The organism is Planotetraspora mira (assembly GCF_016863275.1).
Lineage (GTDB): Bacteria > Actinomycetota > Actinomycetes > Streptosporangiales > Streptosporangiaceae > Planotetraspora > Planotetraspora mira.
The window spans coordinates 52,718-78,746 of sequence record NZ_BOOO01000019.1 but is presented as its reverse complement, the minus strand read 5'-3'; the positions used below and the strand labels follow the sequence as shown (position 1 = coordinate 78,746).

Sequence of the window (26,029 nt, the reverse complement as noted above, 5' to 3'; positions counted from 1 at the left end):
TCGCCGAGCCCGGCTCGGGGATGGGTCGCCATGTGCATGTAACATACAGCGACGATTCATTACTGAGCGTAGTTGCGTGCTGATGGAGGGCTCGGCTTGATCAAGAAGCGCGACATGGGGAGACCTGCAGCCGTACCCGCGCATCCGCATATCGGGGGCGGCATGGAGGGCTTGAAGAAGCTTCCCCAGATCACCCTGGTCTTCTGGATCATGAAGATCGCCGCGACCACGCTCGGGGAGACGGCCGGGGATCTCCTCGCCCAGACCATGAAGGTCGGCTACGCCGTCAGCTCGATGATCCTGATCGGGTTGTTCGTCGTCAGCCTTGTGGCCCAGCTCAGGGCCAAACGGTTCCACCCGGTGCTCTACTGGACGGTCATCCTGTCCACCAGCACGGCCGGCACCACCATGTCGGACTTCATGAACCGCACCGCCGGCCTCGGTTACCTCAACGGGGCGCTGGTTCTGATCACGGCGCTGTCAGCGGTGTTCGTGGTTTGGAAGCTCAGCGGCCACCCCTTCGACGTCACGCGCATCGCCACCTTCCGGGGTGAGGTGCTGTACTGGGCCGCGATCTTGGTCTCCAACACCCTGGGCACCTCCCTGGGCGACTTCCTCGCCGATGACACCAGCCTCGGCTTCGCCGGCGGCGCACTGGTGGTCGGCGGTCTGCTGGTCCTGATCGTCATCGCCAAGTACACCAGCCCCATCTCGACCACGCTGCTGTTCTGGATCGCGTTCGTGCTGACCCGCCCCCTCGGTGCGACGACCGGAGACTTCTTCAGCAAGCCGATCGCCGCGGGTGGCCTCGGCTACGGCACGATCGGCGCCTCCCTCATCCTCACCACCGTCCTCCTCGCACTGATCGCCCACCAAGCCGGACGGTCGCGGTCTTCATTGGCCAACAGCTGATGTCGCCTCACCCGAACTGATCGGCTGAGGCCTCAGGAGGGCGAGGGCGTTTCGGCCTGGCCCCCGCGCGGCGGGGAACCAGCGCCAGGGAGAGGACGGCGGTGACACCCGCCAGGGCGGCGAAGCCGCCGGCAAGGGCGGCGGCCGTGGCGACGCCGCCCACCAGGAGCGGGCCGCCTGCGTCACCGACCTCGCGACCGATCTCCGCGGCACCCATCGTCTGCCCCAAGCGCTCAGGAGCGGTCGCGGCGGCCAGGGCCGCGAAGGCCAGCGGGGTGATCAGCCCGGCGCCGACGCCGATGGCGAGCGCCGCCGACAATACCCCGGTCAGACCCGGCAGCATCGCCGCTGCCAGTCCCCCCGTCGTCAGCAGCAGTCCGGCGCCGATGCCCGTCCCGGAGGTCATACGCCCGGAGTCCAATGCCCGGCCGGCCCATGGCTGTACGAGGGCGGTGCACGCGGCCAGCAGCGAGACCACCGCGCCGGTGGCGACCGGGCCCAGACCGGCGGCAGCCCCCGAGACGGGCAGGAAGCCCACCCCCACCGACAGCGCCGCGGTGGCGGCGCCCAGCGCGGCCGTGGGCCGGAGAAAGCCGCCTTCGCCCAGACGTCTGGCGAGGTCCAGCACCGTCTGCCGTGCTCGGGGCAGGGGCGGCAGCGCAGGGACGGCCACCGCCGTCCACACGGCCACCCCCGCTGCCAGGACCGACAGCACGCCGAACAGGAGGGGCAGCCCGCCCAGCGCCACCGCCGCTCCGCCCAGCAGCGGGCCCGCGGTGTAGCCGATGCTCTTGAAGAAACCATAGGAACCGAACGCCCGGCCGTGCCCGCTCTTCGGGCTCAGCCGGGCCACCATCGCGGAGGCGGCCGGGGAGAACGCGGAGGCCGCCGCACCCTGCCCCAGGCGCGCCAGCCACAGCAGCCCCCCATCGTCGGCGAGGACAACAGGGCCGAGGCGGCGGCGAACCCGACCAGCCCGCCGAGCAGCAGCGGACGTGTCCCTATCCGATCCGCCAGGGCGCCGAACACGGGCTTGAGTAGCACCTCGGCCCCGTCGTACAGAGCCAGCAGGCCTCCGAGGACCAGGAAGGAAGAGGCGCCGCCCGAGGTGAACCCGCCGAGGTTCGCGGCGATGGAATGCGCGCCGAACGCGGTCGTGAAACCCGCCGCGTACAGCGGCCACATTCGCCCATGAGCCACGCGTCCCGGCCTCCCAGCTGAGGACACGCCCATGATCGGCACCCCTTCCCCGCACGGCACGACCTGGATCGCACAGCCAGGGGCAGCTTAGCCTCCGCGTTTTCATCGGATCGGCTCAGCAGGGTTGATCATGGGGGCTGGACGCGGGGCCGCACAGGCGGCCCCGCGGCGGGCGTCCGGCGACGTGTCAGGGGCTGACGTAGGTGGGCAGGTTCGCCGTGACGATGTGCTGGTGGAAGGTGAACACGTCCGGGTTCGTCGGGTCGATCTCCGCGCTCACCCAGTGGTTCTGGGCGCTGCCGAAGGTCTGCACCCGGGTGACGTTCTGGATCGCCTGGTCGTTCGCATCCGTCAGCGGCTTGTCGATCTTCAGGACGTGGCTGTCGCCGTTGACCAGCAGGATCTGACCCGGGAAGGCGATGGACAGCTGGGCCAGCTTCCGCTTGGTGTCCGCGAAGTGGGCGGTCGGCTCGGTGGTCCACATGTCGGCCTGCAGAACGATGACGATCGCCTTCGAGTGGGCGGCCTTGGCCGCGGCGAAGCCCTTGCCCAGCCAGTCCAGGTTGGCCGCGTTGCGCGCGGTGTACTCGGCCTGGTCACCGTCGATCTGCTTGCCGGTCGCGTCGAACTGCGCGGCGTTGTTGTCGCTGCCCGGGATGTTCAGGCCCATGTAGGTCACCGCGCCGTACTGCCAGCGCACGTTCTCGGGGAAGGCCGGGGACTGGCGGTCCAGCTTGAGCATCTGCCTGCCGAGGGAGTACGGCTTGGCGGCGAACATCCTGCGGACGAGGGCGAGCCGCTCGTTGGGGTCGTAACTGCCGTTGTTGGCCCGGTCGCAGTCGGTCCACTCGTTGTCGCCGGGGACGTAGACGAGCGGCCGGCGGAACGAGGCGAAGTTCTTCACGGCCAGGTCGTATGCCGGCTGGTCGCAGCGCTCGCTGCCGTTCTTGATGTCGCCGTCGAACACGGTGAACGCGATGCCGTGGTCGGCGTTGATCTCGTCGATCACCCGAGGGAACTGGGCGCGGCCGACGTCCCCGTACGGCATGTCACCGATGAGCGCGATCTCGTAGGTTCGGTTGGACCCGCCGTGGTCGTCGTTCCGCTTCGAGCCGTCGCTGGCGTTGGCGGTGAGTGTTCCGCCGAGCAGCACCACGGCTCCGACGGCCGCTGCAGCCAATGTTCTGCGCATTCCGATCCTCCAGGCATCGCACGATCAAACTCGTGGATCCCAGCCCGTTCGCGTGGCAGACCGGCGACGGAAGGGGGTGTTTCTGGTGAACCGCCGACGAACCTCTGTGTACGGGTTTAGTGATCTTCGTCATTTAGGGGCCTCTATGCGCCGTTTTTTGATCTATCGCTCGATGTTTTCCGCTGGTCAGGCGCCGGCGAGCTCCAGGAGAAAGTGGAGGTCGAGCGCGGCATGGCCGGTGGACACGACGGCGGCGAGGAGCACGGCAGCGGTGATGAGTGCCGGCGCGATTCGCCGGCCGGTCGGCGGTGCGAGGAGGGCGGCGACGCGACGGGGGACCGGGCCCGCGCCGCTGAGGGGCGAACGGCGGCCGATCATGCCGATCATGCCGAGGACCGGAGAGCGGGCCGGCGTGCGACGGACGGCCAGGGCGGCCTTGCCGACGGTGCGGGCGACCCGGTCGCGGTCGCCGGTGGTGATGGCGGCGGCGCGCTCGTCGGCCCAGCGCTCGACGGTGTACGTGGCGGCATGTGCCAGGGGCCGCAACAGGGGGTTGGCCGCTGCGCCGAACTGTGCGAGGGCGACGAAGAGGTAGTGGTGGTTGTCCAGGTGGGCGCGTTCGTGCGCCAGCAGGATGCGCTGCTCGCCCTCGTCCAGGACGCGGAGCATGCCGGTGGAGACGACGACGCGGCCGGGCAGCCCCGGGAGGGCGAAGGCGTCGGGGGCCGGGTCGTCGAGGATCATGAGGCCGTCAGGTGCGGGCACGCAGGCGGCGTCCAGTGCCGCTCTCGCCAGCGACCGCACGCGGCGCCCCATCATGCGGGCCGCGGCGAACGCGGCCGCGGCGAGCAGCACTCCGGCGACGACGGCGACCGACAGTTCGGCGGGGTCGTCGCGCTGGACGACCTGCAGGGACCAGTGGCCGATCGCGGCGAGGGGCGGGATGCGGATGAGGCCGGTCACGGCCAGCAGGGCCAGGGAGGCGGTGCTCGCCGCCGCCAGCACGACCGCCGAGACGGTGAGCAGCCAGGTGGCCAGCCGTGGCTCGCAGCGTTCGGCCAGGATCCGCGCGCCGGGAGCGGCCAGCAGGGACAGCAGGAGCGGGAGATAGACGGCGACGTGCATTCGGCGGGCCTTACCGGTCCAGATCCTGCTCGGGCCCGAGCAGGTGGCGCAGCAGTTCCTCGTCCGCGCTGGACAGGCCGTCGACGAAGCGGGTCAGGACCGCCTCGCGGTCGGGCCGTTCGTCCAGGACCCCGCGCATGCGGCGGGCCGCCAGCCCCGGTTCGTCGGCGACGGGGGAGTAGGCGTAGGCGCGGCCCCGTGGGGTGCGGGTGAGCAACTGCTTGGTGTGCAGGCGGCTGAGGATCGTCACCACCGTGCTGTAGGTCAGGTCGTCACCGAGGTGCTCGACGACTTCGCCGGGAGTCAGGGGAGTGCCCGCCTCCTGCAGCACCGCCAGGATCTCGGCTTCGCGTTCCCCGTTCGCCCGGCGCCGACCCGGTTCATGACTGTTCGCGACCACGACTTGCTGTACCTCCGTCCATCTTCTACAGTCGTGTAGAACTTCTACAGTCCTGTAAAAGCTGCTACCTCTCGAGTGTGCCACGCATCCGAGCCCGGAGGCGGCGCAGGCGGGAAAGGATCCCCCGGTGCCTCTGGCGCTCAATCCCCTCGACGCCACGTCGCTGCTGACCTCTCTCGGTGTTCTCGGTGTCTTCATTGTGCTGTTCGCCGAGACCGGCCTGCTCATCGGCTTCTTCCTGCCGGGTGACTCGCTGCTGTTCACCGCCGGGCTGCTGTGCGCCACCCAGTCCGCCGGGATGCGCCTGTCGCTTCCCCTCGTGCTGGTGGCCGCGGCGGCGGGCGCGCTGCTCGGCGCGCAGGCCGGCTACGTCCTCGGGCGCCGCGCCGGCCGGGCGTTGCTGGACCGTACGCGTAACGCGCGCCTGCACGCCGGCGCCGCGCGGGCCGAGGAAATGCTTGCCCGGTACGGCCACGGCAAGGCCATCGTGCTCGCCCGCTTCGTCCCCGTCGTCCGCACTGTGCTCAACCCGCTGGCCGGGGTGCTGGAGGTGCCCGCGCGCACCTTCACGATCTGGCAGACCGCGGGCGGGCTCGTGTGGACGGTCGGCCTGGTGCTCGCCGGATACGGGCTGGGCTCCGCGGTTCCGAACGTCGACCGCTACCTGCTCCCCCTGGTCGGCGTCATCGTCCTGGCCTCCCTGCTGCCGCTCGGCCTGGAACTCCTACGAGCCCGCCGCGGCTCGACCACGACACCGACCCCGCAGAAACGGATCCCATGAGCGTCATCAGTGTCGGCCAAGCCCTCGTGCTCGGAGTGGTGGAGGGGCTCACCGAGTTCCTCCCGGTCTCCTCCACCGGCCACCTCAAGATCGTTGAGGGGCTGATGAAAATCCCCGTCACCGACGGCGCGGTCGTCGGCTTCACCGCGGTCATCCAGGTGGGCGCGATCGCCGCGGTCCTGCTGTACTTCTTCACGGACATCGCGCGCTTCGCCTCCGCCTGGGTGCGCGGTCTCACCCATCCGGCCGAGCGGCGGAACCACGACTACAAGTTCGCCTGGTGGGTCGTCTACGCCACCATTCCGATCGTCGCGGTGGGACTGCTCGCCAAGCCCCTGATCGAGGGCCCGCTGGCCTCGTTGTGGGTGGTCGGCGCATCGCTGATCATCGGCAGCGGCTTCATGTGGGCCGCCGACCGGATGGGCCGCCACAAGCGCGGGGAGGGCGACGTCACCTTCGCCGACGCCATGATCGTCGGCTGCTCGCAGATCCTCGCCCTGCTCTTTCCCGGCTTCTCCCGCTCCGGGGCGACGATTTCGACCGCGCTCATCAGGGATCTGGACCGGGTCGCCGCCACCCGGCTCTCCTTCTTCCTGGGCATTCCCGCACTCACCGGCGCCGGCCTGTACGAGTTGAAGGACGCGCTCGGCGCCGGAGTGGGCGCCGCGCCGCTGGCCGTCGGCACGGTCGCGTCGTTCGTCGTCGCGTACGCCTCGATCGCCTGGCTGCTGAGGTTCGTGGCCAAGCACTCCTTCAACGCCTTCGTGCTCTACCGGATCATCGTCGGTGTGGCGCTGTTCGGCCTGCTCGGCACCGGGGTCGTCGGCGCCTGACGGCCAGGCCGGGCCGGGAGCGTAGGGTCGGGCGATGACCCTTCCGAACGACCCGCGATGAGAGTGGCCCTGCTGGGCCCGATCGCCTGGCGCACCCCGCCTCGCCACTACGGGCCGTGGGAGCTGGTGACCAGCCTGCTCGCCGAGGGCCTCGTCGCCCGGGGCGTCGACGTGACGCTCTTCGCCACCCTCGACTCGATCACCTCGGCCTCTCTGGACGGGATCGCCCCGCACGGCTACGCCGAGGACGCCTCCATGGACGGGCGGATCTGGGAGGCCATGCACGTCTCGTACGCGCTGGGCCGCTCCGCCGGGTTCGACCTCGTGCACAGCCACCTGGACTGGCTGCCGCTGGCCTTCGCCGAGCACTGCCGGGCGCCGCTGCTCACCACCGTGCACGGGTTCTCGGGGTCGGGGATCCTGCCCGCCTACGCCCAGGCGGGATCGGCCTACGTGTCGATCTCCGACGCCGATCGCGCCCCCGAGTTGGACTACGTCGCGACCGTCCATCACGGCATCGACCTCGCCGCGCTGCCCTTCGATCCGCACGGTGGCGAGGGGCTCGTCGCATTCGGGCGTATCCACCCCGACAAGGGCACCGACGCGGCGATCGAGATCGCGCGGCGGGCCGGGCTGCCGCTGACCATCTGCGGCATCATCCAGGACCAGCGGTATTACGAGGAGAAGGTGGCGCCGCACGTCGACGGTGAGAAGGTCGTCTTCCTGGGCTCGGTGGGGCCGCGACGGCGCGCGGAGATCCTCGGCGGCGCGCTGGCGCTGCTGCACCCCATCGCCTTCGCCGAGCCGTTCGGGCTTTCCGTGGTCGAGTCGATGGCCTGCGGCACGCCCGTCATCGCCTACCGGCGGGGGTCGATGCCCGAGGTCGTCGACCCGGGCGTCACCGGATTCCTGGTCGACACCGTCGAGGAGGCCGTCGAAGCGGTCTCCCGGGTGGCCTCGGTCGACCGGGCGGGTTGCCGGGCCCAGGCCGAGCGCAGGTTCGGCGTCGACCGGATGGTCACGGACTACCTGGGTGTGTACGGCGGCCTTGTGGGTAGCGTGTAACGCCCTGCTACTGTCGGAAATCGCACGGCGATCGCGCCGTCCACACCGGGCACCGAAGGAGGGCGGCCCTGGTTTCAGGCCCACCTCCATCCCTCCACACACGCTGGGCGATGGATGTCTTCACCGCGTGAGGTGCGTTCCCGCGATCCGGGAGCGGCCGATGACCGGAAGGCACAGCCACGTGGCCTGCTCATACGGATTCCTCAGCACCCATCCGCCGACCCAGTGCGGCCTCGCCACCTTCAATTCGGCCCTGGCCGCCCAATTGACCCGGGACGGCATGATGACCGGCGTCGTCCGCGTCACCTCCGAGGGCGACGACGAGACGCCCGCCGCCGGGGTCGTCCACACCTGGTCACCCGGCCGGGCCGACGGCTGGCAGGCCGCGGCCGGCGCCCTCGAACGTTTCGACGTCGCCGTCGTCCAGCACGAGTACGGCATCTATCCCGGAGCCGACGGCCAGGACGTGCTGCCGCTGCTGGGCAGCCTCGCCGTGCCGAGCATCGTCGTGCTGCACACCGTCCTGACCCATCCCACTCCACGCCAGAGGCGGCTGCTCGAGCAGATCGTCGAAGCGGCAGGGGCGGTCGTCACCATGACCGCCACCGCCAGGGACCGGCTGCTCTCGGGATATCGCGTCTCACCGAGCAAGATCTCCGTCATCCCGCACGGCGCCGCAGACCACCGCGGCGTCCCGTCCCGGCGCCGCCTGCGACCGCACCTGCTCACCTGGGGTCTGATCGGCCCCGGCAAGGGCATCGAGTGGGCACTGCGGGCGCTCGCCCTGCTCGGCGACCTCACCCCGCCGCCCACCTACACGGTCGCAGGCAGGACCCACCCCAAGGTGCTTGAGCACCAGGGTGAGGCCTACCGCAACCGGCTGTACCGGCTCGGCGCCCGGCTCGGCGTCTCCACCTCGGTCCGGTACGACCCCGTCTACCGCGACCAGGCCACGTTGGGGCGGCTGATCCGTTCGGCCGACGTCGTCCTGCTGCCCTACGACTCGCCCGAGCAGGTCACCTCCGGCGTCCTCATCGAGGCGGTCTCGGCCGGCATCCCGATCGTCGCCACGGCCTTCCCCCATGCGGTCGAGATGCTCACCGGTGGGCCCGGCCTGCTCGTGCCGCACCAGGACCCCGAGGCGCTGGCCGCCGCCGTCCGGCGTGTCCTCACGGAACCGGGCCTCGCCGACGTCCTTGCCGGCCGTACCCGCGAGGTCGCGCCGACCCTGATGTGGCCCGCGGTCGCCGCCCGGTACGCGGACCTGGCCTACGGCCTTCTCGCCGCACGCCGGACCGTCGCGGTCGTGGCCACCGGGTGACGCTCGTCCGGCCCGTCGACGACGGCCTGTTCGAGCACCTGATCCGGCTGAGCGACGACACCGGATTATTCGAGCATGCCCGGCACTCCATCGTCCGCCGCGAGCACGGCTATTGCACCGACGACGTCGCACGCGGTCTCGTCGTCGCGTCCCGGGAGCCGAGCCGGCCGCTCGAGGTGGGGCGGCTCGCGGAGACCTACCTCGCCTTCCTCACCCATGCCCAGGACCAGTCCGGGGCGTTCCGCAACCGGCTCGCCTTCGACCGGCGCTGGAGCGACCAGCCCGGCCTGGGCGACTGGTGGGGACGCGCGTTGTGGGGCCTCGGCACCGCCGCCGCCCGCGACCCGGCCCGGTGGATCCGCGAGGAAGCGCTCGTCGCCTTCACCCGGGGGGCGGCCCGCCGGTCGCCGCACCGGCGGGCGATGGTCTTCGCCGGTCTCGGCGCCGCCGAGGTGCTGCGCGCCCACCCGGACGACGATCAGGCCGCGGCCCTGCTCGGCGACGCGGCCGTCGCGGTCGGCGTGCCCGCAGAGGACCCGGACTGGCCGTGGCCGGAACAGCGGCTGACCTACGCCAACGCCGCCCTCGCCGAGGTGCTCATCGCCGCGGCGCACCACGCCGGGGACCGTACGGCGCTCGCCGGAGGCCTGCGGGCGCTGGGCTGGCTCTGCGACGTCCAGCGTGCTGACGGCATGTTGTCGGTCGTCCCCGCCGGCGGCTGGTGCAGGGAGGAGGGGCCGCGGGCCCGCTACGACCAGCAGCCCATCGAGGTCGCCGCCCTCGCCGACGCCTGCGTCACGGCCGCGGCCGTCACCGGCGACGCCGTGTGGCTCGAACGTGTCCGCCAGGCGGTCGCCTGGTTCGACGGCGCCAACGACCGGGGCACCCCCATGGGCGACCCGGAGACCGGGGGCGGCTACGACGGCCTCACCGCGCACGGCCCCAATCTCAACCAGGGGGCCGAGTCGACCATCGCCCTCATCTCCACCATGCAGCACGCCAGAGGGCTGTTATGACCGACATGAACGCGCGCTTGCCCCAGGACCTGGCCGCCCGCCTGGACCTGACGCTCACCCCCGACCCGCGCCGAGTGATCATCAAGCTGTTCGTCCCAGGAGAGGACGCCGCGCTGGCCCGCAGCCGCGCGGGAGGTCTGATCGACCGGATCAGGCATCTGGACGAGGACGAGGCCGGCGTGATGCTGGAGGAGACGCTGCGCCGCTTCGGCCGGCGTCACCACGACCTGCCGGCGGTCTTCCTGCACCATTACGACCTGGTCCGGCATCGGGTGCCGCAGGACGTCGAGCTTGCTCCGGCGGTACGGCTCCTGGTGGGCGCCTACTTCAGCCACGAGTACGCGGTCGAGGGCGCCGCGCTGTGCAATCCGTCGATGGTGGCCCACCCCGACCAGTCGGAGCTGGGGCCGGGGGAGCTCCGGGTGGCGATCAGCGTGCGCCAGATCGGCGAGGGGCACCTGTCCTCCATCGGCTTCGCCACCGCGATGATCGGCCCCGGTACGGCGCTGGCCGTCGGCGAACGATCCGGGCCGCTGGCCGTGGGCCGGCGCGGGGCCACCCGGCACCGGCGTGATCTGCTCGGCGCCGGGCTCGCCGACGAGGACTGGGACGACGAGGTCTCCGCCACCGTCCTGGACTCACTGCCCGAACTCTTCGACGACGACGACTTCGAAAGCGCCGTCGCGCGACTCCCCGGCGACCTGATCTCGCGTACCACCACGCACCGCACGCTGGAGACGCTGCGCCGCGTGATCGCCGCCGACTACGCGGTGTCCTTCCCCGCCGAGGTACCCCTGGACCGGCGCGTCCTGTGGCCCGCCACGGCGGCCGAGAGCCAGGGCATGGAGGACGCCCGCTTCGTTCAGGTGGTCGGGGAGGACGGCGTCCCGTCCTACCGGGCCACCTACACCGCCTATGACGGGCGGCACATCCACGCCCGGATGCTGGCCAGTGACGACCTGCGCCATTTCGAGATCACCCCCATGCGCGGCCCCGCCGCGGCGAACAAGGGCCTGGCCCTGTTCCCGCGCCCGGTCGCCGGCCAGAGCCTGGCCCTGTGCCGCTCCGACGGCGAGACCATCGGCCTGACCTCCCTGGACGGGCACAACCGCTGGCGAAGCCCGATCCCGCTGCACCGCCCGGTCCACGGCTGGGAACTGATCCAGGTCGGCAACTGCGGCTCTCCCATCGAGACCGAGCAGGGATGGCTCGTCCTCACCCACGGCGTCGGCCCGATGCGCCGCTACTCCATCGGGGCCCTCCTGCTGGACCTGCACGCCCCCGAGCGCGTCATCGCCGAACTCCCCGGCGCGCTTCTCGCCCCCAGGCCCGCTGAACGCGAAGGCTACGTCCCCAACGTCGTCTACTCCTGCGGCGGCCTCGTGCACGAGGGCACCCTCTGGGTGCCGTACGGCGCCGGCGACGCCCGGATCGGCTTCGCCCACATCCGGCTGGAGACCCTCATCCGGTCGATGCGCGCGGCGTGAAGCCGGCGACGTGGCGCGGGCTCCTTACGAGGCCGGCGCCTGCCCGTGGACGGCCTGGTGGGAGTGGTTGGCGTTGTTGGCGGCGGCGATCACCCGCGTCAGCATCTGGTGGAGGAGCTGAAGCTCGGACAGCTCCATTCCCAGACGCCCGACGATCGTCGCGGGGATCTTCTCGGCCTCGTCGCGCAATCGACGCCCGGCCGGGGTGAGGGTCACCGCGAGAGAGCGCTCGTCGTCGCTGGTGCGCTGACGGTGGACGAACCCGTTGGCCTCAAGGCGCTTGAGCAGCGGTGAGAGCGTGGCGGGCTCCAACTGGAGCAACCGGCTGAGGTCCTTGACCGACAACGGCGCGTGTTGCCACAGCGCCAGCATCACCAGGTACTGGGGATGGGTCAGCCCCATCGGCTCCAGCACGGGGCGGTAGACCGCGATCACACTCCGCGAGGCGACGGCCAAGGCGAAGCACACCTGATTCTCCAGGGCCAGCGGGTCAGGAATGTCGCCAAGGTCACTCAAAGGGCACCTCCATGGGCAGCGGACTGTCATGCTATAACAGTTAGCGTGCAAACAGTTAGTGCACTAACTATGTGGCCGCCATCGCCGGCATCCGTCACCGATGCCGTCCCCCATCGTCGGAGAGAGAAGCCATGACCCGCTCCAACGTGCTCGTCGACGCCGCCTGGGTCCTGGAGCGCCTCCACGACTCCGGTGTCGTCCTGGTCGAGGTCGACGAGGACACCAGGGCGTACGACAAGAACCACATCCGCGGAGCCGTGAAGATCGACTGGAGGGACGACCTTCAGGACCCGATCCGCCGCGACTTCATCGACAAGAGCGGCTTCGAGGCCCTGCTGTCGCGCAAGGGCATCGCGAACGACGACACCGTCGTCCTCTACGGCGGCAACAACAACTGGTTCGCCGCCTACGCCTACTGGTACTTCAAGATCTACGGCCACCGCGACGTCCGCCTGCTCGACGGAGGACGCAAGAAGTGGGAACTCGACGGTCGTGAGCTGTCCGGCGAGCCGGTCGGGCGCCCCGCCACGGACTATCGCGCCGAGGAACCCGACGCCTCGATCCGCGCCTTCCGTGACGAGGTCATCGCCTCCATCGGCACCAAGACCATCGTCGACGTCCGGTCCCCGGACGAGTTCTCCGGCCGGATCCTCGCCCCCGCGCACTTCCCGCAGGAGCAGCCTCAGGTGGCCGGCCACGTCCCCACGGCCAAGAACGTCCCGTGGTCCAAGGCCGCCAACGACGACGGCACGTTCAAGTCCGACGAACAGCTCCGCAGCCTGTACGGCGAGGCGTCGGTCGACCTGGAAGCAGGGGAGACCATCGTCTACTGCCGCATCGGCGAGCGCAGCGCCCACACGTGGTTCGTGCTGAGTGAGCTGCTCGATCGGCCGGGAGTCAAGAACTACGACGGCTCATGGGTCGAGTACGGCTCACTCGTGGGCGCACCCGTCGAGCGCGGATCCGCCGCCTCGTGAACCGCCGCCCGCACCGGCATACGCGGGCGGCCGGATGAGTACTCACTCCACCAAGGGAACTGTCATGCCTCGTCAGAAGAGGAAGTCGCTAGAGGAGCGGATCGCCGACCGGCAGGCGCTGAGACCCCCGCTGAAGGAGGGGAAGGACTTCGAGCACGGACCCGCCAAGTTCGTGTTCATCTTCCTCATCGTGTTCGTCGTGGTGCTCCACCTCGTCGGCCTCATCGTCCTCATGGTGCTGGACGCTTGATCGCCCTCCCCGCCGACCGGCTCATCGGGTGTGGGCCGCGGCCCGGCCCTCCTTCTGCGGCGTGGGGGTGGGATCGGGTGTCACCGGCTCACTCCGGCTGGTCCGGCACGCCTCCAGTTGGGCGGCGAACGCCATGCCCAGCAGCAGGGCCGTGGAGGTGAGGAACGACCACAACAACAGCGCCATGACCGCGGTAAGCGGGCCGTACATCGCTCCGAAGGTCCCGCTGCCCGCCATGTAGAGGGACAGCAGGTAGGTGAGCGACATCCAGAGCAGGACGGCGACGGTCGCGCCGACCGCGAGCCACGTGTGGGCCGGCTGGCGACGTCTCGGTGACGAGCGGAACAGCACAGAGATCGACAGGACGGCGAGCAGGAAGCCGACCGGCCAGCGCAGCCACTGCCAGACCGCCCGGGTGGTGTCACCCCAGCCGTAAACCGCGGCCGCCGCCTCCCCGGCGGCCGCGCCGCCGACGAGGATCACCAGGCCGACCCCCATGAGAAGGCCCGCCGTCACCGCCATCAGCAGCGCCTTGCCGTACTTGTGCCGGAACGGCCGGTCGCGCTCGACGCCGTAGATGCGGTTGGCGCCGCGCTCGAACTGGGCCATCGCGCTCGTGAGCGACACGAGGGCGGTCACCAGGCCGGACCACAGGGCGAGCGCCTCCCCGCCGCCCGTGCCACGGCTGCCCGGTGACAACGTCTCCTCGACGATCTGGGAACCGCCCCCCGGTGTGAGGCGCCGGAGCGTGAACTCGAGGACCCGGCCGATGTCGCCGTGGTCGAGCACCGAGCTGAGGCCCACGACGGCGATCGCCCCGGGGATGATCGCCAGGCAGACCTGGAATGCCAGGGCGCGTGCATTGCTGACGCCGTCGCCGTACCTGAACCGCACGTACGAGTCGTGGATCAGTCGCCGGCCGCCGTACCGCTTGATGGTGGCGTAGGCGTCATCGGCGGAAAGTTGCTCTCCGGCCATGCCCCGGGTCTCCGGCACCGTGGTCGCGGTTCCCATGTCCGTCCTCACTTCCGCCATCGGGTTCACCGGCCGCCCGGGCGCGTTCCCGGGCCGGCGGTGTCCGCATGGGCTTCCGCTGCCCGGGGGAAGACGTGTCGAACATCCGAGTAGACCTGTTACGCCGGATTTGCGATCGCGCTGTAGTCGGCGGCCCGTCCGCCGCCCTGTCGTGATACGCCGTACGCGATCCTCAGTCGAACGCCGGCAGATGGCGTTCGCGCGCCCGGGTCAGGTGCTCCCGCATGGCGGCCTCCGCGCCGTCCGGATCGGCGGCCTGGATGGCTGCGGCGATGCGCCGGTGCTCCTCGACGGTCGCGCCCGCCTGGGCGTAGGGGAAGTAGCGCCGGTGCAGGTGCAGGTGTGCGTGCAGCCGGTTGATGCCGTCGCGGAGCAGATCGTTGCCGGACGCCTCGGCGATGAGGTCGTGGAACCGGGCGTCGAGCACCGTGAACGCGCCGTGCCAGCCGTCGGGGTCGTCCTCCTCGGGCACGACCGTCGTGGCCGCCTCGGTGGTGATCGCCGATCGGCGCGCCGCGTCGGTGCGCTCGGCCGCCCACCGCGTCGCGGCGCACTCCAGCAGCAGGCGCATCTCGAACATGTCGGTGAACTCGGCGCGGGTGAGCAGAGGGCTCACCGTGTAGCCGACCAGGGGACGCTTGCGCACGAGGCCGTCCGACTCGAGGCGGGCCAGCGCCTCGCGGATGGGAGTGGGCGACACCGCGAACTCGCGGGCCAGCGCGTCGATGTTGATCCGGTCGCCGGGGGACAGGGTGTGCTCCAGCACCAGGCCCTTGAGCGTCTCGTACACGTCCTCGCCCAGCGTCGAGCGCCGGAATCGGATCGGTTCGGGGCGTGCCATTCGGGCTTCCTTCCGGCGGTCGGCTCAATTTCATGAATGTTAAGCCGTGACGGTCCGAAGGGTGGACCACCAATCATCCATGAAACATCCTATAGGATCACGAATCACGTCCCCGCGAGGAGCTTCGTTGCCCACGATCAGTCATGTCGAGGCGTATCTGGTCGACCTGGAGGTCGAGACCGTACGCACCGACGCAGTCCAGTCGTTCCTGAAGCAGGAGACCGTCTTCGTCGAGATCAGGACCGGCGACGGCGGCACCGGAACTGGTTACTCCTACACGATCGGCACCGGCGGCACGGCCGTGCTCGCCCTTCTCCGCGACTACCTGGCACCCCGGCTGGTCGGCGCGGATCCCCGCCGGGTGGAGGCGGTGTGGCACGACCTGTTCGCCGCGACCCGGGCCACCACCGTGGGCGCGATCACGTCGCTGGCCCTGGCCGCCGTGGACACGGCCCTGTGGGACTGGCGGTGCCGCGACGCCGGTCAGCCGTTGTGGGTGCTCGCGGGAGGCGCGAAGGACCGCATCCCGCTCTACGACACCGAGGGCGGCTGGTTGCACCTGAGCACGGACGAGCTGATCGTCGGCGCGACGGCGAGCCGGGCCGCGGGCTGGCGCGGGGCGAAGCTGAAGATCGGCCGTTCGCCGGTGGAGGACGCCGAGCGGCTGGCCGCCGTGCGCGCGGCCGTGGGGCCCCACTTCGACCTGATGCTCGACGCCAACCAGTCGCTCACGGCGGCCGAGGCCGTACGGCGGGCGAGGCTGCTGGAGCCGGCGGACCCGTACTGGTTCGAGGAGCCGATGCCGGGCGACGACGTCTCCGGGCACGAGACGCTGGCGGCGGCGAGTTCGATACCGGTCGCCGTCGGCGAGTCGCTGTACTCGGTGGCGCAGTTCCGCGAGTACCTGCACCGGGGCGCGGCGGGCATCGTCCAGGTCGACGTGGCCCGCATCGGCGGGATCACCCCCTGGCTGAAGGTCGCGCACCTGGCCGAGGCGTACAACGTGCCGGTCTGCCCGCACTTCCTGATGGAGTTGCACGTGAGCCTGTGCTGCGCGGTGCCGAACAGCGGCTACCTGGAGCACATCCCGCAGTTGCGCGCGATCACGCACGGGGAGATCGAGGTGGTGGACGGGCAGGCTCTGGCGCCGGCCACCCCCGGACTCGGCATCGAGTGGGACCGTGACGCGATCGACGACCGAAGGGTGGGATGAGCACTACAGCCAGCCGGGCAACGGCGGCGGGCCGCCCGCCGTGCTTTCCAGCCGGCCGGGGACGGGCCGTCCGAGCAGGTACGCCGTGAGGTCGGCCGGTCTCCCCGAGACGACCGGAGGGGCCTCGCCCCGCGCCGTCCCCTCCACCGGCGTGCCGATCTCCCATCGCCGCTCCGCGCCGGCGACGAGGTCGACGGCGTGCACCCACACTTCTCTGAGGGGGAGAGCCGAAGGCCGTGGTGCGAGCCGACCGGCGTCGCAGGCGCGGTGACGGTCATCACCCGGATCGTGTGGGCGGGACGCTCGCCGGTCTCGCGGGGCCCGGACCCGTGAGATGGGCTTCGGCGAACTTGCGGAAGGCCGCCACCAGGCGGTTGCGGTCGCCCGCGCGGGTCGCCAGCACGACATGGCTCGGCTCGACGCCTTCGAGGGGGATCGTGGTGAGGTCGGGGCGGAGGCTGGCGGAGCGGGGGGCGGCCGAGATGGCCACGGCCTGCCCGGCGGCGATGACCTCGAACTTGTCCTCGAGGGCCTCGATGAGCGGGCCGTCGGGTGCCGGGCGTCCGTCGGGCCGGGGGTCGATGCGCCAGAAGGCGCTCCAGGCCGGGTCGGATTGCCGCACCCTTGGCAGGGGTTCGTCGGCGATGTCGTCGAGGGTGACGGACTCCTTGCCGGCCAGGCGGTGGTCGAGGGGCACCACCAGCACCCGGGGTTCTTCGTAGAGGACCGTCACGTGCAGTTGGTCGGTCGGGAACGGCAGCCGGGTCACCAGTGCGTCCACTCCGTGATCGAGCAGCGCCGCGCGCGCTTCGTTCCAGGCCAGATGCAGGGTGTGCACGTCGGCGTCCGGGTGCCGTCGGCGCAGCTCGCGCACCGCGGGGGTGACGATGAGACCCGTCGTGTACCCGATGGTGATCCGGTTCGGCTGCGCGGCGGCCCGGGTGTGGGCCGCGGCCTGGTCGGCCGAGCGCAGCAGCGCCCTGGCGCGAGGCAGGAAGACGTTCCCGGCCTCGGTGAGCCGGCTGCCCTGAGGCGTGCGGTCGAAGAGGCGGGCGCCCAGTTGCTGTTCGAGGCGGCGAATCTGGCGGCTCAGCGACGGTTGCGTGGTGTGAAGGGCTTCGGCGGCGCGGCCGAAGTGCAGGTGCTCGGCGACGATGGTGAAGCACCGCACCAGCCGCAGGTCGAGGTCCGCTGGGGGCAGCGGCGAGTCGGACATGTCTCCAGCGTAGCCCTCGCCTTCCTCGGCCGATGTCCCGGGCGATGGCGGTGAACTGTGGAGATACGCGAACCGTATTGCGGCATACGGAACATTCATTGGACCCGCGGCGGCCCGCGGCTGCAAGGTGGAATCACTGGCCGGGCACCGTCGGGTGCCGTCTCCGGCCGGTACTCCCTAATTGCCCAGAAGGATTGCAACATGCGCGTATTTGTCACCGGTGCGACCGGACACGTCGGGTCCGCAGTCGTCCTCGAACTCCTCGGAGCCGGGCACGAGGTCGTCGGCCTGGCCCGCTCGGACGAGTCCGCCGCCGCGTTGACGGCCGCCGGCGCCGGGGTGCACCGAGGCGCCCTCGACGACCTCGACAGCCTCAGTGGCGGCGCCGCCGCAGCGGACGGCGTCATTCACCTGGCCTTCAAGCACGACTTCTCCGACTACGCCGGTGCCATCACAGCCGATCTGCGCGCCGTCGAAACGATCGGCGCGACGCTCGAGGGCTCCGGCAAGCCCTTCGTGGTCACCTCGGGAACGCTGATGCTCGCGCTCGCGCACCCATCAGGACGCCTTGGGACGGAGCTGGACGCGATCGCCCCGGGGTCGCCCCCGCTGCCCCGGGTCGAGGCGGAGAACGCGGCGATCGCGCTGGCCGAACGCGGGGTGCGATCATCGGTCGTCCGTCTCGCACCGTCCGTGCACAGCTCGGCCGATCACCACGGTTTCGTCCCGGCGTTGATCGGCATCGCCCGCGACAAGGGCCTGTCGGCCTACGTGGGAGACGGCGCCACCCGCTGGCCCGCCGTGCACACGCTCGACGCGGCCCGCCTCTTCCGGCTGGCTCTGGAAGCGGCGCCGGCCGGGTCGCGGTTGCACGGAGTCGGCGACGAGGGTGTGCCGTTCCGTGACATCGCCGACGTCATCGGCCGCCGCCTGGACCTGCCGGCGGTCGGCATCTCCCGCGAAGAGGCGGACGGCCACTTCGGATTCCTCTCCGCCTTCGTTTCGCTCGACAACCCGACATCGAGCACGCGGACCAGAGAACTCCTGGGATGGCGACCAGAGCACCCCGCACTGATCCCGGACCTGGAAGAAGGTCACTACTTCACCGACATCTAGGCGGGCAGCACGGTGCTGATCCTGGCGGCGCCCTCCTTGAGCACCGCGGCCACGCCTGCCACCGCGGCCTCATCCAGCCGGGACGGCGGCGCGGAGATGGCCAGGGCCGCACGCACGTTGCCGCCCGTGTCCCGCACCGGCACCGCCACCGACCTCACCTCGTCCTCGCTCTCACCGAAGTTGGCCGCATATCCCAGTTCGCGGACCTGGACCAGATGCGCCTCCAGATCGCGCCGGCTCGTCAGGGTCCGATCCGTCAGGGGAGCGAGCTTGGCATGAGGGAGCAGTCGCCGGACCTCATCGGGGTCCAGCCAGGCGAGGAGCACCTTGCCCGACGACGTGCCGTGCGCGGGCAGGGTCATCCCCGTCCGTGCGCCGACGCGCAACGATCTCGTCGTCTCGATCGACTCGGTGAATCTGCTCCGCTCCGGCAGGGATCAGGCGATGGAGGCGGCCTCGCCCGCCTCCGGGCGGGCACGGGCGCTCCTCGGTCGGTGATCAAGTGACGCCGTGACCTCACTACGATCACACGTGACCATCTGCACCCGGGCATGAATCAGGAGTCCCCGTGGCCTGGCGCGACCGAGTTCGCACCGTAGTGGAAGCCCCGCGAACCCAGCACGTGATCACTGTAGTGATCTTGATCAACGCAGCGACGCTGGGACTGGAGACGTCACCCGCACTGATGAGCCGCCACGGGAGCCTGCTCAGGCTCGTCGACCACGTGGCGCTCTACGTCTTCGTGGCCGAACTCCTGGCCAAGGTGTACGTCTACCGGATGAAGTTCCTGCGCGACCCGTGGAACATCTTCGACAGCGTGATCATCGGCACCTCCCTCCTGCCGCATTCCGGTGAGTTGTCGGTGCTCCGCGCACTGCGGATCATGAGAGCGCTGCGGCTGATCTCCGTGGTGCCCAGCCTGCGCCGCGTCGTCTCGGCGCTGCTCGCCGCGGTGCCCGGCATGGCCTCGATCGCCGTGCTGCTCAGCCTGGTCCTCTACGTCGCCGCGGTGATCTCCACCAAACTGTTCGCGGCCACCACCCCGCACTACTTCGGTGACCTGGGCACCTCGTTGTTCACCCTGTTCCAGGTGATGACCGGGGAGGCGTGGTCGGACGTCGCCCGCGAGGTCATGGCCGTCCATCCCGCCGCCTGGATCTTCTTCGTCATCTTCATCCTGATCTGCACCTTCGTCGTGCTCAACCTGTTCATCGCCGTGGTCGTGCGGGCGATGGAGGACGATCACGCCAAGGAGGCCGAAGAGGCCCGCCAGGCCGAGCAGCACACCATCGAGGGCGTCATGGCAGAGCTCAAGGCCTTACGGGCGGAGCTCCGCGACTCGCGGCAGGAACAGGAAGGGGCCGCGCTCAGCCGGTGACGCCCGGGTGGGGTGGCCCACGCCTACGCCTGTCCCTCCGTCATGAGAGGCCAGCCCGCGGTGAGGCCACCGTCCACCGTGATGACCTGTCCGGTCAGATAGGAGCACGCGTCGGACGCGAGCAGGGCGATGACGGCCCCGATCTCGTCGGGGCGGCCGAAACGGCGCTGGGGGATGATCTCCAGGACCGCCGACCTCACCTCGTCGGTGCCCGTGGTGCGGTGCATCATGGCGGTCTCGGTGAATCCCGGGGCCACTGCGTTGACGCGGATGCCCGAAGCGGCTCCTTCGAGGGCCGCGACCCTGGTCATGCCGATGACGGCGTGTTTGCTGCCGACGTAGACCGAGCCCGAGGCCAGTCCGAGCTCGCCGTAGATGGACGTGATGTTGACGATGCTTCCGCCGCCCTGGGCCAGCATCACCCGGAATTCGTGCTTCATGCTCAACAGCATGCCGAGCACGTTGGTGTCGAAGGTGGCCGCGTAGCTCTCGGGGGTCTGCTCGACGATCGGGGCGACCCGGCCCTCGGTCCCCGCGTTGTTGACGGCCACGTCGAGCCGGCCGAACCGCTCGACCGCCTGATCTATCAGGCCTTCGACCTCCGCTTCGTGGCGTACGTCGGCGCGCACGAACTCCGCCTCCGTGCCGAGTGCGCGCAGTTCGCCGACCAGGGCCTCGCCGGCGTCGTCGTGCCGTCCCGAGACGACGAGTTTCGCGCCGTTCTTCGCGAAGGTGAACGCGGTCGAGCGGCCGATGCCGGTCAGCGCCCCGGTGACGAGTACGACGGGAGTGGCCATGGCCGTGATCCTCATTGGTCATCCGCCCGGCCGCCGGTGAGCGGACCGGTCACGTGCAGGAGTGGAGTGCCGGGAGACGAGTCCAGGGTCTGGGCCGACGAGCCCGATGGTGCCCGCGAGGTTCCGGAGAGCAACCCCACTTTCTGAAACAGGGTGAAACCATGGCGAACTCCTACTTACTTGACGGCCGGTCAGTAATCTGCTTACCTGGCGGCAAGTAAGCAATCCGAGGACGATGCCATGCCTTCTTCGACGCACACCCTGGAGGTGCCCGGGGCTCGCCTGCACTATGAGGTGCGCGGCCGCGGGCCCGCCCTTCTGATGATCCCCGGGAGCAACGGCGACGCCGAGCTCTTCGACGCCGTCGCGGACCTGCTCGCCGGCCGTCACACCGTCATCAGCTACGACCGGCGCGGGTTCTCCCGCAGCACGCTGGACGGCCCCCAGCCGACCGGGTGGAGCGAGACGCATGCGGATGACGCGCGTCGCCTCATGGAGACCGTCGCCGGAGGACCCTCGCAGGTCTTCGGCAGCAGTGCGGGCGCCGTGGTCGGGCTCGCCCTCATGAGCCGGAGCCCCGACCTGGTCACCCGGCTGATCGCTCACGAGCCGCCCCTCGCCGAGGTGCTGCCGGACGCGGCGGACTGGCGGGCGTTCTTCGCGAAGGTCTACGACACCTACCTGCGTGAGGGTACGGCGCCGGCCATGCGATCGTTCATGGCCGGCACCGGTGCCGACTCGCTCGAGCGTCCGGCCGACGTCGGCCCCGAGCTGATGGGCCGGCTGTCCGGCAACCTCGACCACTTCCTCCGTCATGAGGTGCGGCAGGCCCCGGGCCACCACCCTGACCTCGTGGCACTGGACGCTCAGCGGGCGCGGATCGTGCCGGCAGGCGGCCGCGACTCGCGGCGACATTTCCCCTATCGCCCGGCTGCCGCCCTGGCCGTCCGATGGGAGAAGCAGGTCGTCGACTTCCCGGGTGACCACACGGGCTACTGGTCCCATCCCGGCGAGTTCGCGGCGATCCTGGGCGACGTCCTGGCCTGGCCGGGGGCGAAGTCCGGCCGGGAAGACGTGGACACGGCGGATGGTTGAGGGGATCGGGCACCGCCGCATCGGTGCGGCGGCGGCCACGTGGAGAGGAAGACAAGCGGTGTCCTACGACGAGTTCCAGCGCGGCCAGATGTTCTTCGACGCCAAGGATTACGCCGAGGCGAGCCGTATCCTCGCGCCCATCGCCGAGGGGGATCCGGGCAATCGCGCGGTCGTCGAACTGCTGGGGCGTGCGTACTTCCACAGCGCCCAGCTCAGCCGCGCGGAGGACGCCTTCCGGACGCTGGTGGAGCTGGACCCGGTGAACGGCTGGGCGCATGAGGCGCTGGCCCGGACCCTGGAGCGCCGCGGCCGGGCCGACGAGGCCCGCCGTCACCACAAGCTCGCCCTGGCCATGGGGATGGAGGAGACCCGGGAGATCGAGGTCTCCGTGTCCGCCGCCGACCTGGTCATCGGGGCCTGAGACGGCCTCGGGCTCCTCTTGGGGGGTTCCTCGCGTGGGGCCGGCCGTGGCTGAGCTTGTTCCGCTGGACGGACTGCGCCGGCCGCTCACTGACCTGCTGGAGGCGGATCGTTCCGCAGCCTGCTGTACATCCAGCCGTCGCGCCACTGACCGGCGCGGAACTCCACCGCGCGTAGGACGCCCTCCAATGTGAAGCCGGCCCTCTCCAGCGACTTCTGTTCTGCGATGTTCTCCGGGTGGGTGGTCGCCTGGATGCGCTCGGCTGGAGTGTGCGTGAACAGGTAGTCGCACAGCATCGCCTGAGCGCGCCAGCCGATGCCACGCCCGCGCCAGTCCGGAAGCAGGGCGATCCCTATCTCCCAGTATCGGGAGACCCCGAATCCTCGGGCCGACCAGCTCATCAAGCCCACGGCTGTGCCGTCGACCTCGACGATGACCCTGCTGTCATCTTCGCCCAGGTAACCGTCGGTGGCGTAGCGTCGCGCCGGGGCCTGCGCATCGCGGAAGCCCGTCCAGTCCAGGCCGATCAATCCCGGCTCCGTGGCGAAACGCCGGAACATGGCGAGATCGTCCTCCGTCACCGGCCGCAGTCGTACCTCAGGCGCGCTCATCGCGCCACCTCCCCTTGTGGTGCGTCCGTCCGCCAAGATCGCGTGCTTGGCCTGGACCTTACCTCGCGAGATCCGCGGGCGCGGGGGCGGTTCCCGGGGCATGCCGCACGTCGCGCGCCGTGCCTCCTGAGCCGCGCGGAGTGGTAGCAGGTCAGGCGGCGGAGGTGCGGCTGCGGCGATGATGAGTTGTGCCCTCCGGGCGGTAGGGCAGCCCGTTTACCCTGATGAGCGCGTCTCTAAGGTAGTCCCTATGGAACTAAGCGGAACGATCACCTCTGACCGGCCCCTTCTCGTCCTCGCCGTCCAGCAGGAGGCGCAGTTCCTGGACGGGGGCCTGCCGGTGCTGCTGACAGGCATGGGGAAGGTCAACGCGGCGTCCGCGCTGGCGAGCGTGCTGGGCAGAGGTCCGCTGCCGTCCTCGGTGATCAACCTGGGAACCGCGGGGGCGCTGCGTACCGGCTGGACGGGCACCCACGTGGTGAGCACCGTGTTCCAGCATGATCTCGATACGGCGGTCCTGCGCGGCCTCACCGGTGAGACCTATGGCGCTCCCCTGACGCTGTCCGCCGAGGGGCCCGTCCTCGCGACCGGCGACTCCTTCATCGCGGACGACACGGCGCGGGACGCGCTCGCCGCCCGCGCCGATCTGGTCGACATGGAGGGCTACGCCCTGGCCTCCGTCGCCCAGCAGGCGGGCGTTCCCATCCGCCTGGTCAAGCACGTCAGCGACGACGCGGGGGAGGGCGCCGCGAAGACCTGGCGCGAGTCCGTGGTGGACTCCGCCCGTGCTCTGCACGACTGGGTGGTCAAGCACCTCGCCTGACGCCGCCCCCGAGCACGATCGCCCGACTCCCCGCAGGCCGACCAGCCGTACCGGAGATGGAGGGGGAGAAACATGAATCTCGAACCGGAGCGGAGAACAAGGAGTTCCGCACGCACGACACGACGGCCCGCGCCTCTGGTGGCGCTCATCGTGATCGCCGCATCGGCTGTGGCGTCGTCGGCAACCGGCGTCCAGGCGGCCGCGGCGCATGAGCCGTCCCCGCTCGTGGGCTGTCCGTCGCCGGGACGCGTGAAGCCCACGGTCGTCCTGGTGCACGGCGCCTGGGCCGACGCCTCCAGCTGGAACGGCGAAGTGAGATTCCTGCAGCGCGCGGGCTATCCGGTGCGGGCCGTGGCGAATCCGCTCCGGGACCTCACCACGGACTCCGCGTCCGTCGCCGACTTCCTGAAGACCGTCTCCGGCCCGATCGTGCTCGTGGGGCACTCCTACGGAGGCTCGGTGATCACGAACGCGGCCGCGGATGTGCCGAACGTCAAGGCACTGGTGTACGTCGACGCCGCGGCGCCCGATGTCGGCGAGACCACCGGCGGGCTCAGCGGCTCCGACTCCGCCCTCAACGCGGATCCGGCCACCCTCTACGACAAGGTGCCCTATTCCGGGGCGCCCGCGGGGGCGGCCGACCTCTACCTCAAGAAGGACGTATTCGTCCGGTCGTTCGCCTCGGACCTGCCCCGGCACGTCGCCGTCCGCCTGTGGGCCACCCAGCGGGCCGCCTCGACCAGTGCGTTCATGACGCCGTCGAAGGCCGCGGCGTGGAAGACGATCCCGTCCTGGTTCTTCATCAGCACCGGCGACCGGATCATCACCCCGTCCTCGGAGCGGGCCATGGCCCATCGGGCCAACTCGAAGATCACCGAGTTCCGGGGCGGCTCCCATCTGACCCTGATATCCCACCCGGACGCCGTGGCGTCCGTGATCGGATCCGCCGTCTGCTCCGTACGCTAGCGACGGCGCGGGCCCGCTGGATCACCTGCTCGGGCACCGGTCGGCTCCGCTTCATGAAGCGGGGACGGCCGGCCAAGGTCGCCGGTCACGACCCATCCGGGCCGCGGGTGGCCATGCCCGAGACGATCAGGCCGTCGCGGAAGATCAGGACTTCGGCGGCCGGTTGACCGGTCTGATCCCGGTAGTTGATCACTATGCCGTCGAGGCCGACGTACACCGCGACGACCTCGAACCGCAGGTCGGGATGGCGGCGCAGTCCCTCGGCCCAGTACGCGCGCAGAGCCTGGACGCCACGGACGACACCGTCGGACCCGTCGATGATGCGTGCGGCCAGCGGCGACCGGAAGACCACCTCAGCGGCGTAGTGCGTCATGATCCGATCGAGATCATGGGAATTCCATCCCGCCGCCCACTCCTCAGCGAACCGCTGCGCTTCAGCATGATCCATGCCGAATTTCTACCATCACGACACCTCGTACGGCCTGACGGTTTGAATGATCAGCGGAAGGAGCGGCGATAGGCGGCCGGGGTGGTGTTCAGGGCGTTGTGGAAGCGGCGGCGCAGGTTCACCGCGGAGGAGAGCCCGACGCGCTGGGCGATCGTCTCGACCGGGAGGTCGGTCTCCTCCAGCAGGGCGCGGGTGCCGGCGATGCGCCGGTCGAGGACCCAGCGGCCGGGGGAGATGCCGAGTTGTTCGGAGAAGTGGCGGCTGAGGGTGCGCGGTGAGATCCCCGACCGGACGGCCATGTCCTCCAGGGTCAGCGGGCGGTCGAGGTTGGCGGAGATCCAGTCGAGCAGCGGGGCGAGGGAGTCGGGGACCGGGCCCGTCGTCGGCAGCGCGGGGTACTGGCGCTGACAGCCCTCCCGGTGCGGGGCGGCCGACAGCTGACGGCCGATCCGCATGGCCAGGGCGGCGCCGTGTTCGCGCCTGACCTGGTTGAGGCACAGGTCGACGGTGGTGGCCGAGGCCCCCGCGGTCGCGACGTCGCCGTGATCGACATACAGCACGGTGGCGTCGGCGCGGACCCGCGGATAGCGCCGGCCCAGCTCGTCGGCGACCTCCCAGTGGGCGGCGGCACTGCGGCCGTCCAGCAGGCCCAGGCTCGCCGGGATGTGGATGCCCGAGCAGATCCCGACGATCCGGGCGCCGCGGGTGTGGGCGGCCAGGACGGCGTCGCCGAGCTCGGCGGAGATGTCCGGCCCGGCGCACCAGTGCGCGATGAGGATCGTGTCGGCCTCCGCCAGGGCCTCCAGCCCGTCGGTGACGACGATGTCGGCGCCCATCGTGGTCCGGATCGGGCCGGGCCGCTCGGCGCAGAGCCGGAAGTCGTAATGCTGGGGGATGTCGGGGCCGTGGCAGCCGAACACGGCGGCCGCGCAGGTCACCGGATACATCTCCTGCGGAGGGCCGACCAGGGCGACCACACGGTGCTTCATGGCAC

At 70.6% G+C, this 26,029-nt stretch carries 31 protein-coding genes; 16 read left to right on the top strand and 15 right to left on the bottom strand.

Features of this window, described 5'->3' with window-relative positions:
• Nucleotides 1–114: 114 nt before the first annotated feature.
• A complete protein-coding gene (locus tag Pmi06nite_RS18410) occupies nt 115–912 on the top strand; it encodes a COG4705 family protein (protein WP_203954268.1) in 798 nt (265 codons plus the stop codon).
• A gap of 7 nt (nt 913–919) precedes the next feature.
• Here Pmi06nite_RS18410 and Pmi06nite_RS18405 read toward each other — a convergent pair whose 3' ends face one another.
• From Pmi06nite_RS18405 to Pmi06nite_RS18390, 5 genes are all read right to left on the bottom strand, one after another.
• Complete coding sequence (locus Pmi06nite_RS18405; RefSeq protein WP_239114034.1) at nt 920–1,816, bottom strand: MFS transporter; 897 nt, start codon at nt 1,814–1,816, stop codon at nt 920–922.
• The gene (locus Pmi06nite_RS41950; RefSeq protein ID WP_239114037.1) at nt 1,753–2,112 is read right to left on the bottom strand and encodes an MFS transporter; all 360 of its coding nucleotides are present in this window, start codon (nt 2,110–2,112) and stop codon (nt 1,753–1,755) included. The genes Pmi06nite_RS18405 and Pmi06nite_RS41950 overlap by 64 nt, the downstream gene beginning before the upstream one ends.
• Before the next feature lie 187 nt (nt 2,113–2,299).
• Nucleotides 2,300–3,304: a metallophosphoesterase family protein gene (locus tag Pmi06nite_RS18400; RefSeq protein WP_203954266.1), complete on the bottom strand. Its 1,005-nt coding sequence runs from the start codon at nt 3,302–3,304 to the stop codon at nt 2,300–2,302.
• Between the two features lie 186 nt (nt 3,305–3,490).
• Entirely contained in the window at nt 3,491–4,429 is a 939-nt protein-coding gene (locus tag Pmi06nite_RS18395; RefSeq protein WP_203954265.1) for a M56 family metallopeptidase, read from the bottom strand.
• Nucleotides 4,430–4,439: 10 nt separating this feature from the next.
• Complete coding sequence (locus Pmi06nite_RS18390; protein WP_239114003.1) at nt 4,440–4,829, bottom strand: BlaI/MecI/CopY family transcriptional regulator; 390 nt, start codon at nt 4,827–4,829, stop codon at nt 4,440–4,442.
• Between the two features lie 127 nt (nt 4,830–4,956).
• Between Pmi06nite_RS18390 and Pmi06nite_RS18385 the strand changes: the two genes are divergently transcribed.
• The 6 genes from Pmi06nite_RS18385 to Pmi06nite_RS18360 all read left to right on the top strand — a co-directional run bounded on the left by Pmi06nite_RS18385 (nt 4,957) and on the right by Pmi06nite_RS18360 (nt 11,332).
• On the top strand, nt 4,957–5,610 hold the full coding sequence (locus tag Pmi06nite_RS18385; protein ID WP_239114002.1) for a DedA family protein: 654 nt from the start codon (nt 4,957–4,959) through the stop codon (nt 5,608–5,610).
• Nucleotides 5,607–6,443 (top strand): undecaprenyl-diphosphate phosphatase, encoded by an 837-nt coding sequence (locus Pmi06nite_RS18380; protein ID WP_203954263.1) that lies wholly within the window; start codon nt 5,607–5,609, stop codon nt 6,441–6,443. Before Pmi06nite_RS18385 ends, Pmi06nite_RS18380 begins: the two co-directional genes overlap by 4 nt.
• A 57-nt stretch (nt 6,444–6,500) precedes the next feature.
• Nucleotides 6,501–7,508: a glycosyltransferase family 4 protein gene (locus tag Pmi06nite_RS18375; protein WP_203954262.1), complete on the top strand. Its 1,008-nt coding sequence runs from the start codon at nt 6,501–6,503 to the stop codon at nt 7,506–7,508.
• Nucleotides 7,509–7,668: 160 nt separating this feature from the next.
• A complete protein-coding gene (locus tag Pmi06nite_RS18370; protein ID WP_239114001.1) occupies nt 7,669–8,829 on the top strand; it encodes a glycosyltransferase in 1,161 nt (386 codons plus the stop codon).
• Nucleotides 8,826–9,845, top strand: a complete 1,020-nt coding sequence (locus Pmi06nite_RS18365; protein ID WP_239114000.1) for a glycosyltransferase — start codon at nt 8,826–8,828, stop codon at nt 9,843–9,845. Before Pmi06nite_RS18370 ends, Pmi06nite_RS18365 begins: the two co-directional genes overlap by 4 nt.
• 5 nt (nt 9,846–9,850) lie before the next feature.
• Entirely contained in the window at nt 9,851–11,332 is a 1,482-nt protein-coding gene (locus tag Pmi06nite_RS18360; protein ID WP_203954261.1) for a glycoside hydrolase family 130 protein, read from the top strand.
• A gap of 24 nt (nt 11,333–11,356) precedes the next feature.
• On the opposite strand, the gene Pmi06nite_RS18355 is transcribed toward Pmi06nite_RS18360, so the two are convergent.
• Entirely contained in the window at nt 11,357–11,848 is a 492-nt protein-coding gene (locus tag Pmi06nite_RS18355) for a MarR family winged helix-turn-helix transcriptional regulator (RefSeq protein WP_239113999.1), read from the bottom strand.
• A 131-nt stretch (nt 11,849–11,979) separates the two neighbouring features.
• Here Pmi06nite_RS18355 and Pmi06nite_RS18350 point away from each other — a divergent pair, with 131 nt between their 5' ends.
• A complete protein-coding gene (locus Pmi06nite_RS18350; RefSeq protein ID WP_203954259.1) occupies nt 11,980–12,825 on the top strand; it encodes a sulfurtransferase in 846 nt (281 codons plus the stop codon).
• A gap of 64 nt (nt 12,826–12,889) precedes the next feature.
• On the top strand, nt 12,890–13,075 hold the full coding sequence (locus Pmi06nite_RS18345; RefSeq protein WP_203954258.1) for a hypothetical protein: 186 nt from the start codon (nt 12,890–12,892) through the stop codon (nt 13,073–13,075).
• 21 nt (nt 13,076–13,096) lie between these two features.
• Here Pmi06nite_RS18345 and Pmi06nite_RS18340 read toward each other — a convergent pair whose 3' ends face one another.
• Together Pmi06nite_RS18340 and Pmi06nite_RS18335 are read right to left on the bottom strand one after the other, a co-directional pair.
• Nucleotides 13,097–14,089, bottom strand: a complete 993-nt coding sequence (locus Pmi06nite_RS18340) for a YihY/virulence factor BrkB family protein (protein ID WP_203954257.1) — start codon at nt 14,087–14,089, stop codon at nt 13,097–13,099.
• A 193-nt stretch (nt 14,090–14,282) separates the two neighbouring features.
• Nucleotides 14,283–14,951, bottom strand: coding sequence for a GntR family transcriptional regulator (locus tag Pmi06nite_RS18335; protein ID WP_203954256.1), 669 nt, complete (start codon nt 14,949–14,951; stop codon nt 14,283–14,285).
• Nucleotides 14,952–15,078: 127 nt separating this feature from the next.
• On the opposite strand from Pmi06nite_RS18335, the gene Pmi06nite_RS18330 reads away from it, so the two are divergent.
• Nucleotides 15,079–16,164 (top strand): mandelate racemase/muconate lactonizing enzyme family protein, encoded by a 1,086-nt coding sequence (locus Pmi06nite_RS18330; protein WP_203954255.1) that lies wholly within the window; start codon nt 15,079–15,081, stop codon nt 16,162–16,164.
• Between the two features lie 3 nt (nt 16,165–16,167).
• Here Pmi06nite_RS18330 and Pmi06nite_RS18325 read toward each other — a convergent pair whose 3' ends face one another.
• Both Pmi06nite_RS18325 and Pmi06nite_RS18320 read right to left on the bottom strand, forming a co-directional pair.
• Nucleotides 16,168–16,368, bottom strand: a complete 201-nt coding sequence (locus Pmi06nite_RS18325; RefSeq protein WP_203954254.1) for a hypothetical protein — start codon at nt 16,366–16,368, stop codon at nt 16,168–16,170.
• Between the two features lie 73 nt (nt 16,369–16,441).
• Nucleotides 16,442–17,380 carry a LysR family transcriptional regulator gene (locus tag Pmi06nite_RS18320; protein WP_203954253.1) on the bottom strand — a complete coding sequence of 313 codons (939 nt, stop codon included), beginning with the start codon at nt 17,378–17,380 and terminating at the stop codon, nt 16,442–16,444.
• A 201-nt stretch (nt 17,381–17,581) separates the two neighbouring features.
• On the opposite strand from Pmi06nite_RS18320, the gene Pmi06nite_RS18315 reads away from it, so the two are divergent.
• Nucleotides 17,582–18,496 (top strand): SDR family oxidoreductase, encoded by a 915-nt coding sequence (locus Pmi06nite_RS18315; RefSeq protein ID WP_203954252.1) that lies wholly within the window; start codon nt 17,582–17,584, stop codon nt 18,494–18,496.
• Here Pmi06nite_RS18315 and Pmi06nite_RS18310 read toward each other — a convergent pair.
• The gene (locus tag Pmi06nite_RS18310) at nt 18,493–18,900 is read right to left on the bottom strand and encodes an IclR family transcriptional regulator (RefSeq protein ID WP_444544156.1); all 408 of its coding nucleotides are present in this window, start codon (nt 18,898–18,900) and stop codon (nt 18,493–18,495) included. The genes Pmi06nite_RS18315 and Pmi06nite_RS18310 overlap by 4 nt on opposite strands.
• A 164-nt stretch (nt 18,901–19,064) precedes the next feature.
• On the opposite strand from Pmi06nite_RS18310, the gene Pmi06nite_RS18305 reads away from it, so the two are divergent.
• Entirely contained in the window at nt 19,065–19,874 is an 810-nt protein-coding gene (locus Pmi06nite_RS18305) for an ion transporter (protein WP_203954250.1), read from the top strand.
• Nucleotides 19,875–19,897: 23 nt separating this feature from the next.
• Here Pmi06nite_RS18305 and Pmi06nite_RS18300 read toward each other — a convergent pair whose 3' ends face one another.
• Entirely contained in the window at nt 19,898–20,671 is a 774-nt protein-coding gene (locus Pmi06nite_RS18300) for an SDR family NAD(P)-dependent oxidoreductase (RefSeq protein ID WP_203954249.1), read from the bottom strand.
• A gap of 240 nt (nt 20,672–20,911) precedes the next feature.
• Between Pmi06nite_RS18300 and Pmi06nite_RS18295 the strand changes: the two genes are divergently transcribed.
• Together Pmi06nite_RS18295 and Pmi06nite_RS18290 are read left to right on the top strand one after the other, a co-directional pair.
• Entirely contained in the window at nt 20,912–21,766 is an 855-nt protein-coding gene (locus Pmi06nite_RS18295; protein ID WP_203954248.1) for an alpha/beta fold hydrolase, read from the top strand.
• 88 nt (nt 21,767–21,854) lie between these two features.
• The gene (locus Pmi06nite_RS18290; protein ID WP_239094923.1) at nt 21,855–22,187 is read left to right on the top strand and encodes a tetratricopeptide repeat protein; all 333 of its coding nucleotides are present in this window, start codon (nt 21,855–21,857) and stop codon (nt 22,185–22,187) included.
• Between the two features lie 86 nt (nt 22,188–22,273).
• On the opposite strand, the gene Pmi06nite_RS18285 is transcribed toward Pmi06nite_RS18290, so the two are convergent.
• Nucleotides 22,274–22,798, bottom strand: a complete 525-nt coding sequence (locus Pmi06nite_RS18285) for a GNAT family N-acetyltransferase (RefSeq protein ID WP_203954246.1) — start codon at nt 22,796–22,798, stop codon at nt 22,274–22,276.
• A gap of 250 nt (nt 22,799–23,048) precedes the next feature.
• On the opposite strand from Pmi06nite_RS18285, the gene Pmi06nite_RS18280 reads away from it, so the two are divergent.
• A complete protein-coding gene (locus Pmi06nite_RS18280; RefSeq protein WP_203954245.1) occupies nt 23,049–23,621 on the top strand; it encodes a nucleosidase in 573 nt (190 codons plus the stop codon).
• A gap of 72 nt (nt 23,622–23,693) precedes the next feature.
• Nucleotides 23,694–24,587: an alpha/beta hydrolase gene (locus tag Pmi06nite_RS18275; protein ID WP_203954244.1), complete on the top strand. Its 894-nt coding sequence runs from the start codon at nt 23,694–23,696 to the stop codon at nt 24,585–24,587.
• 85 nt (nt 24,588–24,672) lie between these two features.
• On the opposite strand, the gene Pmi06nite_RS18270 is transcribed toward Pmi06nite_RS18275, so the two are convergent.
• Nucleotides 24,673–25,035: a YybH family protein gene (locus tag Pmi06nite_RS18270; protein ID WP_203954243.1), complete on the bottom strand. Its 363-nt coding sequence runs from the start codon at nt 25,033–25,035 to the stop codon at nt 24,673–24,675.
• Nucleotides 25,036–25,085: 50 nt separating this feature from the next.
• Nucleotides 25,086–26,024, bottom strand: a complete 939-nt coding sequence (locus Pmi06nite_RS18265) for a GlxA family transcriptional regulator (RefSeq protein ID WP_203954242.1) — start codon at nt 26,022–26,024, stop codon at nt 25,086–25,088.
• Between the last annotated feature and the right edge of the window lie 5 nt (nt 26,025–26,029).